A 20,888-nucleotide genomic window follows, 5' to 3' on the forward strand; every position below is an offset into this window, starting at 1 on the left:
CTCTCTGCCTCTCGTCAGTGGCCCATGCGGGCCGCATCACGGCCCGCGCGGTGCGGCAACACCTGCCCGGCCATCGCGTCCGTGAATCACGACGTCATGATGACTCGGCACTTCGACCTGCCGCGACCGAAATTTCGGCGGCCCTGTACCGCCTCCCCCGTTTTGTGTGTTTTCGCTGGTAGGAAGGGATGGTTCAGTGGATGCCGAACAATTCGAGAAGTTCTGTCTTGCCGAACATCCGCGCGGTGTCGACGGCCGACGGAGTGCCCGCCGCGGGGTCCGCGCCGGCCTCCACGAGCGCCTTGACGACCTCTGTCTCGCCCTTGAAGACCGCTCCGGCGAGTGGGCTCTGGCCTCTGTCGTTGACCCGGTCCGCCTCGGCACCCCGGCCGAGCAGCTCGCGTACCGCGTCGGCGTGCCCGTGGTAGGCGGCGAGCATCACGAGGGAGTCACCGCGGTCGTTGGTGAGGTTGGCCGGAACGCCCGCGTCGAGGTACGCCACGAGTGCCTCGGTCCGCCCCTGCCGGGCCAGATCGAAGATCTTGGTCGCCAGCTCCACGACCTCGGGGTCGGGGGCTTCGCTCATCGAACGGACCGCCTCTCCTGTGTACTGCGGGGACTTCCGTGGACGGAGGGAGCGTACGGCAACGGGCGGGCCACGCGGCCGTACGAGTGAATCGCCAGCGTACTGGCTTCAGGGGGCACATGACCGGAACTGTCCGAGGTAAAGATCTCCACAGCTCCTCCGAGCGGTCACCGAGACCCCACCGGACACCGCCCGAGCTGGTCGGCAACGGTCGGGAACGATCCGCCGACCGAGTGAAATCCGCCGAAATTCACTCATTTGCACCTTTAATCGTATAGATACCTGCTGTGATGCTGGAAGAACTCATGGTGACTGTCCCCCTTCGACACCAGGAGATCTCAAATGATCCTCTCCATCTCAGGCGTCATCGTGCTCGGCATCATCGTCTTCCTCTTCTTCCGCAAGGACGGACTGAAGCCGTCGCACGCCACGTGCTCGGCACTCTTCGGCTTCTACCTCGCCAGCACGGCCATCGCACCGAGCATCAAGGCCGGCGGCGAGAGCCTCGCGAGCCTGCTCGGCGGCATCAAGTTCTGACGCCCCTCCCGTCCCTACGCACCATCAGGAGACCGCAGTGGCCCGGCGCCCTCTCCCCCGCATTCTGAGCAACGGCACCGCGCAGCTCGCCCGAAGCCGGGAGCTGGCCCGGACGGCTGCCGACAACGCCACCGACGTCCTCCACCCGCTCATCACCGTGACCCGCGGGCTGAGTCGGCTGGCCTCGGCCGGGCGGCACAGGTGGGCGGAGACACCGAAGGACAAGCGTGGGCCGCTGCTGTTCCTGGTGGCCTCGGTCGTCCTGGTCGTGGCCCTGGTGCCGTACGGACCCCTGCTCGCCGTCATCACCCTGATGGCGGCGAGCGCCTGGCACGGCCGCGACCCCAACCCGCCCCCGCCGGAGGGCCCCGACGAGTCGCAGACCCAGCGGCTCCAGTCCCTGTACGAGGCCCTGGTGCCGTACTTCTCGGCCGCCGAGGACCCGGCGCCGCTGTACGCGCACGGCGGGGAGTGGGAGAAGGCCTTCCTCACCCACGAGTTCGACGACGCCGGCCGCGTCAGCCAGCTCATGATCCGCTACCCCGCGTACTTCCCGGACGGCGAGCCCGAGGCCCGCGCCCGGATCGAGTACCTGCTCACCGCGAAGTCCGGGCGCGGCCGCGAGTACCACTTCGCCTGGGACGAGGAGGGCAACCGGCTCACGGTGACGGTTCTCGCCCCGCTGCCCACCGACATCGCCGCCCAGCGCTTCGTCACCGCGCCGGGCGAGACGGTCCTGGGCTTCACCGACCCCACCGAGGTCCAGCGCACGCTCCCGCTCGCGTACGGCGAGGAGCAGCGGGACGTCCCGCCGGTCGTCTGGCGCACCGGCGCCCGCTCCACCGAACCCCATCTGCTGGTCATGGGCCGCCCCGGCAGCGGCACCTCGACCCTGCTGCGCTCCGTCGCGCTGCAGGCCCTCCAGTACGGCGACGTGCTCATCCTCGAGGGCGGCGGCACCGGCGAGTACGCGTGCCTCTCCGGCCGGGACGGGGTACTCGCCGTGGAGTGCGGTCTCGCGGGGGCGCTGGCCAGCCTCGAATGGGCCGCGCACGAGACGGAACGGCGGCTCATCGCCCTCAACCACGCGCGGCAGGCCGGCCATCCGCCGCCGGACGACTGCCGGCGCCCGCTGTGGATCCTGCTGGACCGTCCCGGCTCCTTCGTCCACCTGGCCTCGGCGAACGGCCACCAGGACCCGGGGACCCTCCTCCAGACCCCTCTGCGGCACGGCCGCGCGGCGAACGTCACCGTGGTGGTCGCCGAGCACCTCGACAGCACGGACGCGGTGAGCGAGGCGCTACGACAGCACACGCGCGCGCGTGTCGTGCTCGGGCCGGCGCTGCCGGACGAGCTGGAGGCGGCCCTGGGGGCACCGCCGCACACGACGCCGCTGGCCCACATGCCGCCGGGCCGGGGCTATGCCCGGCTGGGCCACGGCCCGGTGTTGCGGCTCCAGGTGCCGGCCACGCCGGACCCGTACGACGACGCGACGAGCGACGCGGACCGGCAGGCGGTACTGGAGCTGCTGCCGCCGCGGACCGAGCCGACGGAGCAGCCGGTGCCCATGGAGGCGGCGGTCGCCGAGGGCTGAGGTGAGGGGTGGGCCGGCGCTTGCAGGGTGCCCCGTAAGGGGCGCGGGGCTGTATTGAATTTGCGGCTACCACCGCATTGAATTTACGGCTACCACCGCGTGGGCGGCGCGACCAGCCCCCACCCACCCGCAGCCGAACAACCGCCTACGCCTGCCCCTACGCCACGAACGTCCTCGGCGCCTCGCCCCCGCCGGACGCGCCCGCCTCCACCAGCCGCGCCGCCGCGGCCAGTCGAGCCGCCGCCTCGTCGGCCACCGGTCCCCCCACCGTGAACGGCAGCCGCACGTACCCCTCGAAGGCACCGTCGACCCCGAAGCGCGGCCCCGAAGGGACGCGCACCCCCACCCGCTCCCCCGCCTCCGCCAGCCGCGAGCCGGACAGCCCGCCCGCCCGGACCCACAACGTCAGCCCGCCCCGCGGCACCTCGAACTCCCAGCTCGGCAGCTCCCGCCGTACCGCGGTCAGCAGGTCGTCCCGGTTCTGGCGGGCCTGAGCGCGGCGCAGCTCGACCGCCTGCTCCCAGCCCCCCGTGCCGAACAGCCAGTTCACCGCCAGCTGCTCCAGCACCGGCGTCCCCAGGTCGGCGTAGGCCCGCGCGGCGACCAGGCTGCGGATGACGTCGGGGGCCGCCCGCACCCAGCCGATGCGCATGCCCGCCCAGAACGCCTTGCTGGCGGAGCCGACCGTGACGACGGTCGAGCCCGCCGGGTCGAAGCCGCAGACCGGCCGGGGCATCTCCACCCCCTCGTCCAGCCACAGCTCGCTCATCGTCTCGTCGGCGACCAGCACCGTGCCCGCCGAGCGGGCCGCGTCGACCAGCCGGCGGCGCTGGTCCTCGTCGGCGAGCGCCCCGGTGGGGTTGTGGAAGTCGGCGACGACGTACGCGATCCGCGGCGCCGCCTCCCGCAGGACCTGGCGCCAGCGGTCCATGTCCCAGCCCGTGAGGCCCTCCGCCATCGCGACGGGGACCAGCCGGGCACCCGCCTCCCGCATCAGCTGGAGGATGTTGGCGTAGGAGGGCGACTCGACGGCGATGCGCTCGCCCCGCCCGCCGAAGAGATGACAGATCGCGTCGATCGCACCCATCGCACCGGTGGTGACCATGATCTGCTCGGGCATGGTGGGGATCCCGCGCGCGGTGTAGCGCTCCGCGATCATCGCGCGGAGGACCGGGAGCCCGGCCGGGTAGTCGCCGTGCGTGTGGGCGTAGGGCGGGAGTTCCTCCAGGGCGCCCTGGACCGCGCGGGTCAGCCACGGTTCGGGCGCGGGCAGGGCGGCGCAGCCCAGGTCGATCAGCGAGCCGAGGGCCTCCGGCGGCAGCGGTTCGAGGCCGCGGGCGGGCAGCGGGTTGCCCGCCGGGACGGCGGTCCAGCTGCCGGCCCCCCGCCGGGACTCCAGGAATCCCTCCGCGCGCAGTGCCTCGTACGCCGCCGCCACGGTCGTACGGCTGACGGACAGGGCGAGGGCGAGTTCGCGTTCGGCGGGCAGCCGGGCGGCGACCGGGACGCGCCCTTCGAGGACCAGCAGCCGGATCCCGTCGGCGAGCGCACGATAGGCGGGCGGACGCCGGGTGCCGGGGCCGGCCGGACGGTCCTGCTGCGAGTTGAGCAGCCGGCCGAGCTGTGCGGCACCCACCGCCGAGGTCCACTGCGCCATGAGAATCAGTCCACCTTCCCCGAATTGGCCATGGATGGCTTTTCCTCCCAAGCCACAGAGTGACATGAAGCAGTCCACCACCACCAGCAGGGGGTACTTCTTGTCCACGCGAGGCCGACTCGGGCGACGGCTGGTCCAGCTCTACGCGGGGCTCACGTTGTACGGCGTGAGTTCCGGGCTTCTCGTCGAGGCGGGCCTCGGCCTGGAGCCCTGGGGCGTGCTCCACCAGGGTCTCGCCGGACATGTCGGACTGAGCATCGGCACGGTGTCGATCATCGTGGGCGCGGCCGTGCTGCTCCTGTGGATCCCGCTGCGCCAGCGCCCGGGCCTCGGCACGGTCTCCAACGTGTTCGTCATCGGCCTCGCCATGAACGCCACGCTCGCTCTCGTCCCCGGCGCACACGCGTTCGCCGTGCGGATCCCGCTGATGGCGGCGGGGATCGTACTCAACGGGGCGGCGACCGGGCTGTACATCGCGGCGAGCTTCGGGCCGGGTCCCCGGGACGGTCTGATGACGGGGCTGCACCGGCGTACCGGCCGGTCGATCCGGCTGATCCGGACGGCGATCGAGGTCGCGGTGGTCGTCACGGGTTTCGCGCTCGGCGGGACCGTCGGCGTCGGGACCGTGCTCTACGCCGTCTCCATCGGGCCCCTCGCCCAGTTGTTCCTCAAGGTGTTCGCCGTGCCGGTGGCATCCCAAGGCAGCACGGTCTTTGCCAAGGGGTCATCGGAGCGAGCCATACTTCGCCCGTGAGCACGCTGATACGCCACCCGTACCTGGACCACCCCGGCCCCATCGCCTTCGCCCACCGCGGCGGGGCCGCGGACGGCCTGGAGAACACCGTGGCGCAGTTCCGGCGCGCGGTCGAGCTCGGCTACCGCTACATCGAGACCGATGTGCACGCCACCGCGGACGGCCGACTCGTCGCCTTCCACGACGACACCCTGGACCGGGTCACCGACGGGGCGGGCCGGATCGGCGACCTGCCGTGGGAGGACGTACGGCACGCGCGCGTGGCGGGCCGCGAGCCGCTCCCCCTCTTCGAGGAGCTGCTCGAAGAGTTCCCGGACGTCCGCTGGAACGTGGACGCGAAGGCGGAACCGGCGCTGCGGCCGCTGCTGGACCTGATCGACCGGACGGACTCCTACGACCGGGTGTGCGTCGGCTCGTTCTCGGAGGCGCGGGTGCTGCGAGCGCAGCGCATCGCGGGGCCGCGGCTGGCCACCTCGTTCGGCACCCGCGGTGTGGTCGGACTGCGGCTGCGCTCCTGGGGACTGCCCGCCTCGGTGCGCCGGTCGGCGATCGCCGCGCAGGTACCCGAGTCGCAGTCGGGTGTCCCGGTCGTCGACCGGCGCTTCGTCCGCGCCGCCCACGCGCGCGGGCTGCACGTCCACGTGTGGACCATCAACGAATCCGAACGGATGCACCGGCTCCTGGACCTGGGAGTCGATGGCATCATGACCGATCACATCGACACGTTGCGTGAGGTCATGCAGGACCGCGGCGTCTGGGTCTGAGACGCGCGACGGCACTGCTGCGGGAAAGGCGAGGGCACGGGTGGGCACCGAAACCGTGCGGACGGGGGCCTCGGACGAGGTCACCGAGCTGCGGCGTGAACAGCGCGGCTGGTACTTCTACGACTGGGCGTGCTCGGTCTACTCGACGAGCGTGCTCACCGTGTTCCTCGGCCCGTACCTCACGTCGGTCGCCGACCACGCGGCCGACGCGGACGGCTATGTGCACCCGCTCGGCATCCCGGTCCGCTCGGGCTCCTTCTTCGCCTACTCGGTCTCCCTGTCGGTGATCCTGGCGGTCGTGCTGATGCCCCTGGTGGGCAGCGTGGCCGACCGCACGGGCCGCAAGAAGCAGCTGCTCGGCGTGGCCGCGTACACCGGGGCCGTGGCGACCACGGGCATGTTCTTCCTCGACGGCGACCGCTATCTGCTCGGCGGGCTGCTGCTGATCGTGGCGAACGCGGCCCAGTCCGTCGCCCTGATGCTCTACAACTCCTATCTCCCCCAGATCGCCCCGCCCGAGGAACGCGACACGATCTCCTCCCGGGGCTGGGCGTTCGGCTACGCGGCCGGTTCGCTGGTGCTGATAGCCGACCTGGTCCTGTACTCCGCGCACGACTCCTTCGGCCTCTCCGAGACGGAGGCGGTCCGCATCTGCCTGGCCGCGGCTGGTCTGTGGTGGGGGGCCTTCACCCTCGTACCGCTACGACGGCTGCGCGACCGGGGCGGCAGGGCCGCCGAGGCGACGGCGCCGGGGCTGCGTCAACTCACGGCGACCGTCCGGGACATGCGGCGCCATCCGCTGACGCTGTCCTTCCTGCTGGCGTACCTCGTCTACAACGACGGCATCCAGACCGTGATCTCGCAGGCGTCCGTCTACGGCTCCGAGGAGCTGGGCCTCGGCCAGTCGACGCTCATCGGGGCCGTCCTGCTGGTCCAGGTGCTGGCGGTGGCGGGCGCCCTGACGATGGGACGGCTGGCGCGGACGTACGGGGCCAAGCGCACGATCCTCGGGTCGCTGGTGGCGTGGACGGTGACGCTGGCGGCGGGGTACTTCCTGCCGGCCGGGGCGCCGGTGTGGTTCTTCGTCCTCGCGGCCGGCATCGGTCTCGTCCTGGGCGGCAGCCAGGCGCTGTCGCGCTCCCTGTTCTCGCATCTCGTACCGCCCGGCAAAGAAGCCGAGTACTTCGCGGCGTACGAGATGAGCGATCGGGGGATGAGCTGGCTGGGACCTCTGTTGTTCGGGATCACCTTCCAGCTGACCGGAAGCTACCGGTCAGCGATCATCTCGCTGGTGGCGTTCTTCGTCATCGGGTTCGCGCTGCTGGCGCGGGTCCCGGTACGGCGGGCGATCGGTGAGGCCGGCAACCCGGTTCCGCAGAAGATCTAGCAGAAGATCCAGCGGGAAGATTTAGCGTTCAACGCGGAAGGGCGGTAGTGTACGCGTTTGGCCTGCCAGGCGTACCGTTACTGCGCGTCAAAGATACAGAAACGGTGGGTGACATCTGTTAGCAGATGTGACAAACCGGGCGCTGGTGGGTACAACAAGGGGCGGCTACGACGGCGACACATAACCCGGAACGGGAATCTTTACCGCCGACCGGACGTTGACCGGATGACGACGACAGCGACACCTGTCCTGTGGGCGACAAGCCCGGGAGGCACGATTCATGAGTGAGCGAGCTCTTCGCGGTACGCGCCTCGTAGTGACCAGCTACGAGACGGACCGCGGTATCGACCTGGCCCCGCGCCAGGCCGTGGAGTACGCATGCGAGAAGGGGCACCGGTTCGAGATGCCCTTCTCGGTCGAGGCGGAGATCCCGCCGGAGTGGGAGTGCAAGGTCTGCGGGGCCCAGGCACTCCTCGTGGACGGCGACGGCCCTGAAGAGAAGAAGGCCAAGCCCGCGCGTACCCACTGGGACATGCTGATGGAGCGACGCACCCGTGAGGAACTCGAAGAGGTCCTCGAGGAGCGTCTGGCGGTTCTGCGTTCCGGCGCGATGAACATCGCGATTCATCCCAGGGACAGCCGTAAGTCCGCATAGTTCCGTATAACGGGAAGCCGACATAACCAACCGAGGGCGCCGTACGTTCAGTGAACGTACGGCGCCCTCGGTTCTGCGTGAGGCGACCGGCCCTCCCGGAGTGCCGTCAGCGCGTCAGCGGCGGCCGCTGCCCCGTCGGCTGGTCGCCCGGCTCCGGTCCGTCGTTCCGGATGATCACCTCGCCCTGGACCACCCTCCCGTCCGGGCGGTGGATGCGGGCCTGCTGGAAGGCGTTGCCCAGGGTGCCGGGCGCGGCCTCGCGGAGTTTGCGGTCGAGGGTGCGTTCGGTGAGGCGGGAGACCGCCTTCTGGACCGGCGGCAGCAGGAGCAGCAGACCGAGGGCGTCGGAGACCAGGCCAGGGATCATGAGGAGCAAGCCGCCCAGCATCATCAGGCCGTTGCCACCGCCGCGCTCCGGTGAGCCGCCGCGCTGGATCGCCTCGTTGAGGCTCTGGAAGGCACGGCGCCCGGCTCGCTTGATGACCACGGCCCCGGCGACGAAGCCCGCCACCAGGAGCAGGAGCACGGTCATGCCGTTCGTCGCGCCCGCGACCACCGTCAGCAGCCAGATCTCCAGCACCAGCCAGGCGGCGATGCCCAGCGGCAGATATCTGCCGACCCGGGAGCGCCGGGGCCTGGTGGTCTGCGGAGGGGTCTGCGCGCCAGTCGTCATGCTCCCAGTGTGCCTGGGCCCGGCTCAGTGCGGGATAAGGGGACGATCAACCGGAACTGTGAGGTTTCCGGGCCCCCGCTGTGACAGCGATGCCCGCTGTCCCGGCCAGGACGGCTAGGACGGCTTGCCCTTGCCGGTGATCTTGCCCATCCGCTCGGTGACACCCCACGACGTGACCCGCCACAGGGCCTCCACCATGATGTCGCGGCTCATCTTGGAGTCGCCCAGCTCCCGCTCGACGAAGGTGATGGGCACCTCGACGACATGGAAGCCGGCTTTGATCGCCCGGCGGGCCAGGTCGACCTGGAAGCAGTAGCCCTGCGACGCGACCTCGTCGAGCCCCAGGCCCTCCAGGGTCTCGCGGCGGAAGGCGCGGTAGCCCCCGGTGATGTCCCGCAGCGGGAGGTCGAGCACGAGGCGGGAGTAGAGAGAACCGCCCCGGGAGATGAACTCGCGGGACTTGGGCCAGTTCACCACCCGGCCGCCGGGCACCCAGCGGGAGCCGAGCACCAGGTCGGCGCCCTTCAGCGCGGTCAGCAGGCGGGGCAGCTCCTCCGGCTGGTGGGAGCCGTCGGCGTCCATCTCGATGAGCACGCCGTAGCCGTTGTCCATGCCCCAGCGGAAGCCCGCGAGGTAGGCGGCGCCCAGGCCCTCCTTGCCCTTGCGGTGCAGCACCTGGACGTGGTCGTCCTCGGCGGCCAGTTCGTCGGCGAGCTTGCCGGTGCCGTCGGGGCTGTTGTCGTCCGCCACCAGAACGTGGGCCTCGGGGACGGCTTGGCGCACCCGGCCGACGATGGACTTGATGTTCTCCGCCTCGTTGTAGGTGGGAATGATCACCAAGGCCGTGCCGAGCGGACCGAACCGCCTCTCCTGGGCCTGTGCCGCGCGGGTCCCGTCGCCGTCGTTCACTGCTGCCCCTTCATGTCGTACGCAGAGGACCACCATAGTGGCCACGGCCTGCACTGACGTGACAGCTCGTTCGTGTGGTGGTGTCGATTCCGAAAGAACGGGGTAAGAATGCCCGTTTCGGATGGCATTCATCCGTGACTCCGCCCGCCCGTTCGACTACGGATGGGGGCCCGGCGCCCTTCGGGCCGACCTGGGACCCGCTGGCTGCGGGTCGACCGAAAGCCGTTGTCTACTGAGCGTCCGGGCCCCACCCGGGTCACACCTCCCGACCGGCCGGAACGTTCCCTCGTCGGCGCGGGCGCTGAGCCTGGCTCCCAGTGACGGTACCCCGGTGCGGGGCCCCGTCCCTGACCCAGCGGCGCTGCGACGAGTGCGCGAACTGCTCCCCGGTCGGGCGTCCGGTGGTGGACTCGGCCGAACCTACCGGCCCGCTGCCGCAGGCTGTCAACAGCCGTTTGACCTGCGAAAACGGCCACAAACCGCTGGTCAGCGCGGAGGATGCGCAGGTCGCGCGACGGGGCGGCGGCCGTCGATCACGGCCGCGCCACCCCGGGAGATCACTCGCCCGGCCGTACGAATGCGGCCCGGTCACTCGCCCGGTCGTACGAACACCGTCCGGCCACCCACCACGGTGCGCAGACAGACCGGCAGCTCACGGCCGGGGGTCAGATCGGGCAGGCCGGGAGTGCCGGAACGCGGGTCGGTGGACCAGCGGGCGACCCGGTCGTCCGGGGCCTGCACCACCAGTTCCTCGGTGCGCCAGACCGCGTAGTCGGCGGGCGCGCCCGGCACCAGGACGCCCGCGTCGTCGCGGCCGACGGCCCGCCAGCCACCCCGCGTGTGCGCGGTGAAGGCGGCGCGCACGGAGACCCGGTGTTCGGGCGTGTGATGGAAGGCGGCGGCACGGACGGTCCCCCAGGGGTCGAGCGGGGTGACCGGGCTGTCCGAGCCGAAGGCGAGCGGGACCCCGGCCTTGAGGAGGGCCGCGTAGGGGTTGAGGGTGCGGGCCCGCTCGGCGCCGAGCCGCTGGGCGTACATGCCGTCCGTACCGCCCCACAGCGCGTCGAAGGCGGGCTGCACGGAGGCGATCAGACCGAACTCGGCGAAGGCGGCGATGTGCTCCGGGGTGAGCATCTCGGCGTGCTCGACGCGGTGCCGGGCGGCGCGGACGCGGGCCGGGCCGACCTTCTCGGCGGCGGCGCGCACGCCCTCGACGACGGCGCTCACTGCGGCGTCGCCGATGGCGTGGAAGCCCGCCTGGAGGCCCGCCTCGGTGCAGGACGTGACATGGGCGGCGACGGCGGCCGCGTCCAGGTAGGCGGAGCCGGTGGTGTGGCCGGCGTCGGCGTAGGGCTCGTGCAGGCAGGCGGTGTGCGAGCCGAGCGCGCCGTCCACGAAGAGGTCACCGGCGGCGCCGAGCGCGCCCAGCTCCCGCGCCTTGTCGACGCCTTCGTCGGCCGCCTCCGCCCAGTAACCCACGACCCGGGGTCCGCGCACCTCCGCGGCGAGCCGCAGCAGGCCGGCGAAGTCGTCCTCGGAGGAGATCTTCGGCCCGCCGCACTCATGGACGGTGCCGATGCCGAGGGAGGCCGCGTGCGCGAGAGCGGTGCGCTGGGCCTCGGCGCGCTGTGCGGGCGTCACGGCCGCGAACGCGGCGGCGCGTACGGCGTGGTGGGCGTCGCTGGTGAGCGGGGCGTCCTCCCGGGAGACCGCGCCGGGGACCAGGTCCAGCAGGGCCGTGCTGACGACCGCCGAGTGGACGTCGATACGGGAGAGGTAGAGCGGGCGTCCGCCGGTGGCCGCGTCCAGTTCGGCGCGGGTCGGCGGGCGGCCGTCGGACCAGCGGGAGGCGTCCCAGCCGTGCCCGAGCAGCACCCGGTCCTCCGGCCGGGCGGCGGCGAAGTCCCGTACCCGCGCGAGGGCCGCGTCCAGGGAACCGGCCCCGGACAGGTCGAGGCCGGTCAGGGCGAGACCCGTCGAGGTGGTGTGGACGTGGGCGTCGGTGAAGGCGGGGGTCACCAGGGCGCCGTCCAGGTCGACGACCTCGTCGACCCCGTCCGCGAAGGCGTCGGCGGCGCCTTCCGACCCGACCCAGGCGACCTGCCCGTGCTCCACGACCATCGCGGTCGCGAACGGATCGGCGGGACTGTGCACCTCGCCTCGGCGGAGGAGGACGGTCTTGGGCTGGTCGGCGGTGCGCTCACTCATGGGGAACAGTCTCCCGCGTCACTCCGACCACTCTCGACAGGGGGCGACGCCAACCCCCGAGGGGCGCGAGGCTGTATTCGACATGCGGCTCCGCCGCGTGGGCGCGACCAGCCACGAACCACCCGCGGTCCGCGAACGAGGGCCAGGCCCACGGCGGCCCCGCCTCGGCGCTCAGGCCCACGGCGGCCCCGCCTCGGCGCTCAGGCCCACGGCGGCCCCGCCTCGGCGCTCAGATCCGCGGCGGCCGCGCCTCGTACGGCGTGGACAGCACCACCGTCGTCCGCGTCGAGACCCCCGCCAGGCTGCGCAGCCGGGCCAGCAGTTCCTCCAGTTCGTGCGGGGTCGCCACCCGCACCTTGAGGATGTAGTTCTCGTCGCCCGCCACACTGTGGCACGCCTCGATCTCGGGGACGCCGGCCAGGCGGTCGGCGATGTCGTCGGGGGCGCTGGGGTCGAACGGTTTGACCGAGATGAACGCCGTCATGGGCAGCCCGACGGCCTCCGGGTCGACGACCGCGGCATAGCCGCGGATGACGCCCCGCTGTTCCAGCCGGCGCACCCGCTGGTGCACGGCCGACGTGGAAAGGCCCGTGGCCTTGCCCAGGTCGGTGTAGCTCATCCGCCCGTCCTTGACGAGCAGCTGCACGATTTGACGGTCCAGCTCCTCCATGGCGCAAAAGCTACAGTGCGGCTGATCTCCCGGGATACCTCGGCGACGCAGGTCATGGCCGGTTCGTGATGTCACGGGGAGCAGGTTGTGAGCCTACTGAGGGACAAATCCACCGCACCGGGCACCTGCGGGCGGCATGTGACGAACGCCACAGCCCCCGGACAGGCTCCGTGATGCTCTCGTGATTACCGCCGAGACCGGACGGGAAGTGCTTGCTGTGGTCGAGGCCGCAGCGCCGTCACGGCCCAGCCCGAGGGGGAGTTACCCATGCAGAGTCTTAAGCGCCCTGGTCGTACCACGCCCAAGCGCCCGCAGTTGGTCGTCGAGCCCGAGCCGGAGGGCGTCGAACCCGACCTCTACGAGGCCGAGGAACTGGACGCGTACGACACCTTCGAGATGTACCGGGTGATCTGCCCGGACTGCGCGCAGCCCATCGCCCTGCTGGCGGACGAGGAGTTCCTGCCGGAGCACGCGCTGTGCGCCTCGCCGTGGAACCCGTTCGGCCTGACGGTCTGTGCCGGCACGGGCCGGGCGGCGGCCGAGGCCCCGTCCGCGGACGAGTCGGTCGAGCCGCAGGAGCAGGACACCGCCCTCCTGCTCACCCTCCCGCAGGGTCTGGACTGGCGGACGCAGCCCTTCTCGCACGTCGGCGGCCCGGGCTCGCGCCCGATGCGCGTACCGGCGATGCGCCTCGGCGGCAGTGACGTCGGCCGTCAGGCCGCCTGAGTCACCGCACCGCATCCCAGTAGCTGCCCTGCACCATGGCGCGCAGACTGCCGTGGTGCAGGATCAGTGTGTCCGGATCCGCCGGGACGGCGACCTCACCGAAGTACACCTGCCGATAGGCGATGCGCAGCATGACGATCGCGTGCCGCAGGGCGGCGTACAGGGTGTAGAAGTCCATGTCCCGCGGGGTGTGGCCGGTCAGCCGGGCGTAGCGGGCCTCGACCCGGTCGCGGCGCAGGAACCCGGGCAGTCCCGGCTGTCCGGAGGCGGCCGTGAGGTCCTGGAAGAAGCGGTGCAGATAGACGGTCCAGCCGAGGTCCACCTCGCGCGGGGCCGGTGCCGCCATCTCCCAGTCGAGGACGGCGACGGGGTCGAAGCCGTCGTAGACGACGTTCCCGATGCGCGCGTCGCCCCAGTTGAGGACCGGCGTGCCGGGCTCGCCCGGCCACAGCTCCGCGAGTCGGTCGAACGCGGCCTCGATCAGGGGTGAGCGGGCGAGTCCGTCCACCACCCATTCGTAGTAGGCGCGTTGGGACTCGACATGCCGGCGCAGGGTGTCACCCTCCCCCGGGAGGGTGAGGAACTCCGTCTCGGCGAGCGGGATCTGGTCGTGCAGCCGGGCCAACAGGCCGACGGACGCCGCTTCGAGTCGTTCGCGTTCGCCATCGCTCGCCGAGTGCAGCCAATTCCCCTCGTACGTATAGGGCATGACGTCGGGTGGGACGCGGCCCTCGGCCCGTTCCATGACGAAGAAGGGCGCGCCGAGCGGTCCGGGATCCTCCTCCAGCCACAGGACGCGGGGTACCGGCACATCCGTGTGTTCGGCGACCAGCCGCATGGTGCGGTACTGGCGGGTGAGGTCGTACGACGGGAAGACGGTGTACGCCGAGGGGTCCGCCGCCAGTCTCAACGCGCAGGCGCGCAGCGGCGGGTGGGGGTGCTCGACCTCGAACAGCAGGGTCTCGCTGGACATGCCGTTGGAGGCGGGGACCGTGACGCCGACGGCCTTGGCGCCGGGGAGCCGGGCGTCCAGCCAGGCGGTCAGCCGGCGGGTGAGGTCCTCCGGGTCGCGGGTGGTGGTGCGTGGGCGCGGTGTCGTCGTCATCCCGGGCTCCTCCCTCAGGGCGCCACCGAGTCGAAGCCGGTGAAGCCGCTCGGATCGTGTCTGCCGAACGAGCCGTGCTCGAAGATGCCGTGGCCGACCCGGCCGTCCAGCCGGAAGCGGGCGGAGTGGTCGGTGACGCCGTAGGCCGCGCGGGGATGGGGCACGGTCATGTCGTAGGTACGGCGGTCCGTCCAGGCGTGGCCCTGCCAGGTGCCGTGCTGCCAGTCGTCCGCCGGCGGGTAGCCGGCGCCGATCGCCAGCGGTGAGGAGGCGAGGATCTCCACCTCCAGTTCCTGGGGCCCCCGCGCATCGCCGAGGTGGACGACGGCGCGCTCGGGGTGGCGGGTGCCTGAGCGGTAGCCGATCTCGGCCCGGGGCCAGCCGAGTTGGCGGTCGCGCCGGCCGGGGCGGACCAGGGTGGCGTCGTTCAGGGTGCGGTAGCCGTCGGCGTCCTCCTGGGTGACGACCATCAGGAAGCGGTCCTCGAAGCGGGCCGGGCACCAGATCCAGTGGAAGCCCTCGGTCGGGTTCTCCTCGGCGAGCCGCCCGCCCTCCTCCCCCGGTATCGGGCGGACGCCCCAGCTGCGGTCCCGGGTGCCGGTCCAGCCGGCGGGGTCGACGCGGAACTCCTCGCCGCCGGCCCGGATCACCCCGGACACTCCCCCGGCCTGCACGAACCTGCGGCCCTCCAAGGTCAGCCGGTCGCCCCGGCGTTGCAGGTGGTGCGGCTCCCACAGGGCCGGGAAGCCGGCGGTCCAGGTGAGGTCGCAGGAGAGGGCGTCGTCGTCGCAGGTCAGGCGGAAGCGCCGGAGCGGCTCCTCGACCTCGATGCGCAGCGGGCCGACCGCGAGCCGCATCCGGTCGTCGCCGAGGGCGTCCGAGGCGCGGACCGCGTGCAGGGTGTCGCCGGCGCGCAGGGTGGCGTAGGCGTCGATCACTCCGACGTTCGGGTAGGCGCCGAGGCCGAGGATGAGCAGGGCGTGGCCGTCGTGGTCGAAGACGTGGAAGATGCAGCGGTCGTAGGCGTTCCGGTCCCCGGTGGCGACGTGCTTCATGGAGAGCGGGACCTGGTGCACCGGGTACTCGTCGAGCGGTACGGGACGGTCGTCGGCCATGGCGGGCCTCCCCGGAGGCTGGAGACGGTCCGGCTGACGGTACGTCAGAAAATAGGGGGAGGCCAGATCCAGGAACGGACGTCCACGAACTCACGCGCGATTCGGGGCATCGGTGACCAGGGCGGCCGCCCCCGCGTTGGCCGGGCATGACGACCACCTACACCGCCCTCGGCCGTCAGCGCCGTATCTTCGTGCCCCCGCCCGCGGCATCGGCCCCGCCTCCCGCGCCGCAGGATCCGCCCATCTACCTCGATCTGATGCGGACCTGGGCCGACCGGGGCCGCACCCTGCCGGGCCGCCATGACCCGGAGTGGGTCAGGCTGGCGGCCCCGACGGTCTCACGCGGGCAGTTCAGCGACTTTCCGGTCCCGCCACATGACGGGCGATGACCATCCGCTGGATCTGGTTGGTGCCCTCGACGATCTGCAGGACCTTGGCCTCGCGCATATAGCGCTCGACCGGGAAGTCCGCGGTGTAGCCGTAGCCGCCGAGTATCTGGACGGCGTCGGTGGTCACCTTCATCGCGGTGTCGGTGCAGTGCAGCTTGGCCATGGCGGCCTGCTTGGCGAACGGCCGGCCCGCGTCGCGCAGCCGGGCCGCCGCGAGGTAGAGGGCCCGGCCGGCCTCGATCTGGGTGGCCATGTCGGCGATCATGAAGCGCAGGCCCTGGAAGTCTGAGATGGGGTGGCCGAACTGCCGCCGTCCGGTGGCGTAGGCGACCGCCTCGTCCAGGGCCGCCTGGGCGAGACCGATGGCGCAGGCCGCGATGCCGAGCCGACCGGAGTCCAGTGCCGACAGCGCGATGGCGAAGCCCTGGCCCTCCTCGCCGAGCCGCCGCTCGTCGGGGACCCGGACGTCGTCGAAGTGGACCTGGGCGGTGGGCGAGCCCTTCATGCCCATCTTCTTCTCGGGCGCCGCGCCGCTCAGGCCCTCGGCGTCACCGGGGACCAGGAAGGCGGTGATCCCGTGCGAGCCCTCCCCGCCCGTGCGGGCCATGACGGTGTAGAAGTCGGCGATGCCGCCGTGGGTGATCCAGGCCTTGGTGCCGTTGATCACCCAGTCGTCACCCTCCCTGACCGCCTTCGTGCGCAGGGAGGCCGCGTCGGAGCCGGACGCCGGCTCGGACAGGCAGTAGGCGCCGAGGAGGCCGCCGCCGAGTACCGCGGACAGGTGCTCGACCTGCTGCTGCTTGGTGCCGTAGGCGGCGAGCGCGTAGCTCGCGAGGGTGTGCACGCTGACGCCGAGGCCGACGGTGAGACGGGCCGCGGCCAACTCCTCCAGGACCTGGAGGTAGACCTCGTAGGGCTGGTCGCCGCCGCCGTACTCGGAGTCGTACGGCAGGCCGAGCAGGCCTGATGCGGAGAGCAGGGTGAAGACCTCGCGCGGGAAGCGTCCGGCGTCCTCCTCCTCGGCCGCCTGGGGCGCGATCTCGCGCTGGGCGATCTCACGGACGAGCGAGATCAGGTCCCTCGCCTCTTCCGTGGGCAGCTGACGCTCCACCGGCTGCGGGTCGCGGTCGGACATGGCGTCGGTCTCCTCCCTGTCGGGCACCGGCGGCCACAGCCCGTCGGGTAGGGGCGGCTCCGCCTGTCGTTCGAGTGCGGCCGAGGTGGGCGTTCCGGGTTACGGAAGCTGCTGACCAGCGGCTGCGCAGTGAGTATGCCCGATCCGGGACCTTCCGTCACCAGTTAACGACCGCTTACTTCTCGAATTCCAGGCCAACATACGGCCGCGCCGAAATTGGTCCGAACCATTGACCCGACTGGTCTAGTCCTCCTAAGGTTCATGACCAACGCTTTACCGCGTTCATGCCAATCGGCGCGCGTTCCCCTCTCCCCCAGGAGGAGACACCCGATGCACACCTCTCACCGCTCCCGGTTCCGGGCGCTGCTCTCCGCGGCCTGTTGTGCCGTCCTCGGCGCCGGGCTGCTGGCCGGCGCGGGCACGGCGTCCGCGGCGGCCCCGTCCGCCCCGTCCACTCCCCAGGTGCAGGCCGGCTCCAAGGTCGTCGGCTACTTCACGGAATGGGGTGTCTACGACCGCAAGTACCTGGTCAAGAACGTCGAGACCTCCGGCTCGGCCGCGAAGCTCACCCACATCAACTACGCCTTCGGCAATGTCACCGGCGGCAAGTGCGCCATGGGTGACTCGTACGCCGCGACCGACCGCGCCCACACCGCCGCCGAGTCGGTGGACGGGGTCGCGGACACCTGGGACCAGCCACTGCGCGGCAACTTCAACCAGCTGCTGAAGCTGAAGAAGAAACACCCGAACCTCAAGATCCTCTGGTCCTTCGGCGGCTGGACCTGGTCGAGCGGCTTCGGCGAGGCCGCCAGGAACCCGGCCGCCTTCGCCCAGTCCTGCTACGACCTGGTGAAGAACTCCAAGTGGGCCGGAGTCTTCGACGGCATCGACATCGACTGGGAGTACCCGAACGCCTGCGGCAACACCTGTGACACCAGCGGCCGGGACGCGTTCAAGAACGTGATGGCGGCCCTGCGCTCGAAGTTCGGGAGCAGTGCGCTGGTCACGGCCGCGATCACCGCCGACGCGACCAGCGGCGGCAAGATCGACGCGGCGGACTACGCGGGCGCGGCGCAGTACGTCGACTGGTACAACCCGATGACGTACGACTACTTCGGCGCCTGGGACGCGGCCGGGCCGACGGCCCCGCACTCAGCGCTGAACTCCTACTCGGGCATCCCGAAGGCGAACTTCTACACGTCGGCGACCATCGCCAAACTGAAGGGCCTCGGCATCCCGGCGTCCAAGCTGCTGCTCGGCATCGGCTTCTACGGCCGCGGCTGGACCGGAGTGACCCAGGCGGCCCCCGGCGGCACGGCGACCGGCCCGGCGGCGGGAACGTACGAGCAGGGCATCGACGACTACAAGGTGCTCAAGACCAAATGCCCCGCGACCGGCACGGTGGGCGGCACGGCATACGCCAAGTGCGGCAGCGACTGGTGGAGTTACGACACCCCGGCGACCATCGCGACCAAGATGACGTACAAGAACCAGCAGGGCCTCGGCGGCACCTTCCTCTGGGAGCTGAGCGGCGACACCACAGGCGGTGAGCTGATCAAGGCCGTCAACTGACCCCGGTCACGGGGGGCTTGGGGCGGGGGTTCCACGAGACCTCCGCCCCTTGTACGTGTCAGGCGTCCCGGCGGGCCGGGGCGGGGGCACGGAAGGCGGGGTCCAGTTCCTCGATCGCGCGCATGGTGCCGCCGAGCGTCTTGACCAGCAGGTCGCGCATGGTGTCGCGGGAGAGTTCGGAGTGGGCGATCCAGTCGAGGGTGGCACCCTCCACACTGCACAGCCAGGAGAGCAGGCCCATCCTGGCGAGCGGGGCGATGTCGGTGCGGCCGTAGGCGCCTTCGGCGATGGTCGCGACCATCGCCTCGCGCACCCCGTCCCGGATGGAGTGCACCTCGGTGTCGAAGCCGACGCCGCCGCTGACGATCGTGCGGTACGCGGCCTGGTGGTGCTCGGCGTAGCGCAGATAACTGTCGATGGTGCGGTGGACACGGTCCACCTGAGGCAGATCCAGACCGCTTGCCGCGTAGGTGACCAGGTCGGCGACGGAGTCCTGGATGATCGCCAGATAGTAGCCGCGCTTGGACTGGAAGTAGTAGTAGATCAGCCCTTTGGCGACATGCGCCTGCCTGGCGATGTCGTCCATGGAGAGCGCGTCGTACGAGGTGTCGGCGAACAACTTCCGGCCGATGGCGATGAGTTCGGCACGCCGGGCCACGGAGCGCTCGGTGCCGCGCGCCCGGGGACGGGCGGCGGCACGCTGTTGACTAATATTCAATTTAGACCCTGGTCTCAGCGGCTGCGGGACATCCGCAGTATGCCAGGTCGGGTAGTGGGTCAGGTCACAGCAGCCCGAGTTGGGTCACCAGCATGGCGATGACCACGACCAGGGCCCATCCCATGACGTGTTCCAGGACCTTCGGGCCGTCGTCCCGGGGGCCGCCGGTGCGAGCGCGGGGGGCGGTGGTGGAGTGCGTGGTCATGCCGTCCACCATGCCACCGATTGCGGCTTTTGCGGCGGAGAGCTTGGTCACAGGAGAGCGGCCCCCGGTCCGGAACGGGGGCCGCCGTCGTGCCCGATCAGCGCACGCCCACCGCCGCGAGCGCCTTGCGCTGGCTCTCGGTCGGGCAGGCGGGGAAGTAGAGATAGCAGACGCCTCCGGTGCCGGAGGCGACCTTGCCACTGGCGTTGTACCGCTTGGTGCGCAACCAGACGTTCTCGAACTCCCGCCGCGGATAGACCCGGCGGACCGCGTCGTCGTCGGCCGAGAACGGGTCGTTGGCGATCACATCGCCGTCCGCGGTGAAGCCGATCACCGTCATGAGGTGCCCCGAGGTGCCGTAACCGGCGCCCGTCAGCTCGCTCTCCAGGAACGACTGGGACGTTATGGCCGGGATGCCGGCCGCGATCAGCGTCTCCAGATCGGTGAGCGAGCCGAGTCGCGTTATCACGCCCTGGAGGTCCTTGTAGGTGGCCGCGTAGGCGGCGTTGAACGGCCAGTTGCCGCAGCCCGCGTACTGGTAGTCGTAGGTGGAGCGGGCCGCGAGGCAGACCTGGGGATCGGTGTACGACGGGTCGACCCAGGCCAGTTGCGCGGGGGTGGGCCGGCCGCCCCAGTACTCGACGATCATCTGCGAGGAGGTCGGGCTGCACCAGGCCTCGCCGCCGTTGTCGTACTCGGGGTACTGGCCCTTGTGGATCTCCTGCGAGTAGCGCGGGACCTTCAGCTCCCGGGCCAGGCCCGGGAGGGAGGCCGGGACGGTGAAGCGGTCCGGGATGTCCGAGCCCATGGCGCCGACCCGCCAGACGGTCGGGGTGAGCTTGGTGCCGGGCTTGCGGTAGAGGGTCAAGCGCAGCTGGTACGAGGTGAGGCGCAGGCCGGTGGTGGCGTCGTCGATGGCGAAGGTGTCCGTCCAGACGCTGCTCCTGCCGTCCGTCTGGCCGTCCACCGAGGTCCGTCTGATGTCCTGGTCGCCGGCCGCCCAGCGGCCCATCACGTACCAGGGGGTCGCGGTGCCGTCGGAGTAGGTGCCGTGCAGTTCGACCTGGATCCAGGTGCCGGCCGGGGTGTCCGCGTTCCAGGAGGCGATGGTCTCGGTGGCGGGCACGGCGAGCCGGTGCACCGGGCCGGTCCAGGTGCCGTACTCCCAGCGGGCGGTGGTGCCGGTGTGGGGGTCGGTGTAGGAGGTGGTGCCGGCCGGGGTGCCGATCACCACGCCGGGGCGGTTCCCGGCGACCGTCCCGACACCCTTGGCGGTGCCGGTCTCCCAGTCGCCGTGGGTGGTCCACGAGCGGTAGTCGACGGGACGGGCCTGGGCCCGGCCGGTGTCGTCGGCGTCGGTCTCCGGCGCCGCGTCCGCGGGGACCGCCGGAACCACTCCCTGGGCCACGGCGGCCGCCGCGACGGAGGCGGCGACGGCCAGCACTGTTCTGCGGGACGGCTGTTCGGCTCTGCTCATGGGTGGAAGACCCCCGGGTGGGCACGGAGCTGCTGGTCCGGTGCGAGGCTGT

General features: G+C 71.3%; 20 protein-coding genes. 8 read left to right on the forward strand and 12 right to left on the reverse strand.

Annotation, left to right across the window (positions count from 1 at the left end):
• Window positions 1-193 precede the first annotated feature (193 nt).
• Window positions 194-586, reverse strand: a complete 393-nt coding sequence (locus ACZ5K7_RS29125) for an ankyrin repeat domain-containing protein (RefSeq protein WP_351706954.1) — start codon at window positions 584-586, stop codon at window positions 194-196.
• A 342-nt stretch (window positions 587-928) separates the two neighbouring features.
• On the opposite strand from ACZ5K7_RS29125, the gene ACZ5K7_RS29130 reads away from it, so the two are divergent.
• Together ACZ5K7_RS29130 and ACZ5K7_RS29135 are read left to right on the forward strand one after the other, a co-directional pair.
• Window positions 929-1,123: a hypothetical protein gene (locus ACZ5K7_RS29130; protein ID WP_351706957.1), complete on the forward strand. Its 195-nt coding sequence runs from the start codon at window positions 929-931 to the stop codon at window positions 1,121-1,123.
• Window positions 1,124-1,160: 37 nt separating this feature from the next.
• Window positions 1,161-2,717 (forward strand): ATP-binding cassette domain-containing protein, encoded by a 1,557-nt coding sequence (locus tag ACZ5K7_RS29135; RefSeq protein ID WP_351706960.1) that lies wholly within the window; start codon window positions 1,161-1,163, stop codon window positions 2,715-2,717.
• Between the two features lie 157 nt (window positions 2,718-2,874).
• On the opposite strand, the gene ACZ5K7_RS29140 is transcribed toward ACZ5K7_RS29135, so the two are convergent.
• Window positions 2,875-4,374 carry an SCO1417 family PLP biosynthesis transcription factor gene (locus ACZ5K7_RS29140; protein ID WP_468917840.1) on the reverse strand — a complete coding sequence of 500 codons (1,500 nt, stop codon included), beginning with the start codon at window positions 4,372-4,374 and terminating at the stop codon, window positions 2,875-2,877.
• Between the two features lie 64 nt (window positions 4,375-4,438).
• Between ACZ5K7_RS29140 and yczE the strand changes: the two genes are divergently transcribed.
• The 4 genes from yczE to ACZ5K7_RS29160 all read left to right on the forward strand — a co-directional run bounded on the left by yczE (window position 4,439) and on the right by ACZ5K7_RS29160 (window position 7,934).
• Window positions 4,439-5,128, forward strand: a complete 690-nt coding sequence (gene yczE / locus ACZ5K7_RS29145) for a membrane protein YczE (protein WP_468917842.1) — start codon at window positions 4,439-4,441, stop codon at window positions 5,126-5,128.
• The gene (locus ACZ5K7_RS29150; protein ID WP_468917845.1) at window positions 5,125-5,892 is read left to right on the forward strand and encodes a glycerophosphodiester phosphodiesterase; all 768 of its coding nucleotides are present in this window, start codon (window positions 5,125-5,127) and stop codon (window positions 5,890-5,892) included. Before yczE ends, ACZ5K7_RS29150 begins: the two co-directional genes overlap by 4 nt.
• A gap of 40 nt (window positions 5,893-5,932) precedes the next feature.
• Entirely contained in the window at window positions 5,933-7,279 is a 1,347-nt protein-coding gene (locus ACZ5K7_RS29155) for an MFS transporter (RefSeq protein WP_351706972.1), read from the forward strand.
• Window positions 7,280-7,559: 280 nt separating this feature from the next.
• A complete protein-coding gene (locus tag ACZ5K7_RS29160; protein ID WP_010046329.1) occupies window positions 7,560-7,934 on the forward strand; it encodes an RNA polymerase-binding protein RbpA in 375 nt (124 codons plus the stop codon).
• 106 nt (window positions 7,935-8,040) lie between these two features.
• On the opposite strand, the gene fxsA is transcribed toward ACZ5K7_RS29160, so the two are convergent.
• The 4 genes from fxsA to ACZ5K7_RS29180 form a co-directional block, all read right to left on the reverse strand.
• Window positions 8,041-8,607, reverse strand: a complete 567-nt coding sequence (gene fxsA / locus ACZ5K7_RS29165) for an FxsA family membrane protein (RefSeq protein ID WP_468917848.1) — start codon at window positions 8,605-8,607, stop codon at window positions 8,041-8,043.
• Between the two features lie 114 nt (window positions 8,608-8,721).
• Window positions 8,722-9,516 (reverse strand): polyprenol monophosphomannose synthase, encoded by a 795-nt coding sequence (locus ACZ5K7_RS29170; protein WP_450972886.1) that lies wholly within the window; start codon window positions 9,514-9,516, stop codon window positions 8,722-8,724.
• Between the two features lie 588 nt (window positions 9,517-10,104).
• Window positions 10,105-11,724 (reverse strand): amidohydrolase, encoded by a 1,620-nt coding sequence (locus ACZ5K7_RS29175; protein ID WP_468917851.1) that lies wholly within the window; start codon window positions 11,722-11,724, stop codon window positions 10,105-10,107.
• Window positions 11,725-11,953: 229 nt separating this feature from the next.
• Window positions 11,954-12,394, reverse strand: coding sequence for an Lrp/AsnC family transcriptional regulator (locus ACZ5K7_RS29180; protein WP_004002750.1), 441 nt, complete (start codon window positions 12,392-12,394; stop codon window positions 11,954-11,956).
• Between the two features lie 267 nt (window positions 12,395-12,661).
• Between ACZ5K7_RS29180 and ACZ5K7_RS29185 the strand changes: the two genes are divergently transcribed.
• On the forward strand, window positions 12,662-13,120 hold the full coding sequence (locus tag ACZ5K7_RS29185; protein ID WP_351706984.1) for a uroporphyrinogen-III synthase: 459 nt from the start codon (window positions 12,662-12,664) through the stop codon (window positions 13,118-13,120).
• Window position 13,121: 1 nt separating this feature from the next.
• Here ACZ5K7_RS29185 and ACZ5K7_RS29190 read toward each other — a convergent pair whose 3' ends face one another.
• The 3 genes from ACZ5K7_RS29190 to ACZ5K7_RS29200 all read right to left on the reverse strand — a co-directional run bounded on the left by ACZ5K7_RS29190 (window position 13,122) and on the right by ACZ5K7_RS29200 (window position 16,864).
• Entirely contained in the window at window positions 13,122-14,225 is a 1,104-nt protein-coding gene (locus tag ACZ5K7_RS29190; RefSeq protein WP_468917854.1) for a phosphotransferase family protein, read from the reverse strand.
• Window positions 14,226-14,239: 14 nt separating this feature from the next.
• On the reverse strand, window positions 14,240-15,340 hold the full coding sequence (locus ACZ5K7_RS29195) for an Rv3169 family protein (RefSeq protein WP_468917856.1): 1,101 nt from the start codon (window positions 15,338-15,340) through the stop codon (window positions 14,240-14,242).
• 351 nt (window positions 15,341-15,691) lie between these two features.
• Complete coding sequence (locus tag ACZ5K7_RS29200) at window positions 15,692-16,864, reverse strand: acyl-CoA dehydrogenase family protein (RefSeq protein WP_351706993.1); 1,173 nt, start codon at window positions 16,862-16,864, stop codon at window positions 15,692-15,694.
• A gap of 330 nt (window positions 16,865-17,194) precedes the next feature.
• Between ACZ5K7_RS29200 and ACZ5K7_RS29205 the strand changes: the two genes are divergently transcribed.
• Window positions 17,195-18,436, forward strand: a complete 1,242-nt coding sequence (locus ACZ5K7_RS29205; RefSeq protein WP_468917859.1) for a glycoside hydrolase family 18 protein — start codon at window positions 17,195-17,197, stop codon at window positions 18,434-18,436.
• Window positions 18,437-18,494: 58 nt separating this feature from the next.
• Here the strand turns inward: ACZ5K7_RS29205 and ACZ5K7_RS29210 are convergent, their stop codons facing one another.
• From ACZ5K7_RS29210 to ACZ5K7_RS29220, 3 genes are all read right to left on the reverse strand, one after another.
• Complete coding sequence (locus ACZ5K7_RS29210; RefSeq protein ID WP_351706999.1) at window positions 18,495-19,154, reverse strand: TetR/AcrR family transcriptional regulator; 660 nt, start codon at window positions 19,152-19,154, stop codon at window positions 18,495-18,497.
• A gap of 64 nt (window positions 19,155-19,218) precedes the next feature.
• Complete coding sequence (locus ACZ5K7_RS29215) at window positions 19,219-19,359, reverse strand: SCO1431 family membrane protein (RefSeq protein WP_351707001.1); 141 nt, start codon at window positions 19,357-19,359, stop codon at window positions 19,219-19,221.
• Between the two features lie 97 nt (window positions 19,360-19,456).
• Window positions 19,457-20,836 (reverse strand): peptidase C39 family protein, encoded by a 1,380-nt coding sequence (locus ACZ5K7_RS29220; protein ID WP_468917864.1) that lies wholly within the window; start codon window positions 20,834-20,836, stop codon window positions 19,457-19,459.
• Window positions 20,837-20,888: the final 52 nt, after the last annotated feature.

The organism is Streptomyces sp. NPDC031497 (assembly GCF_055580905.1).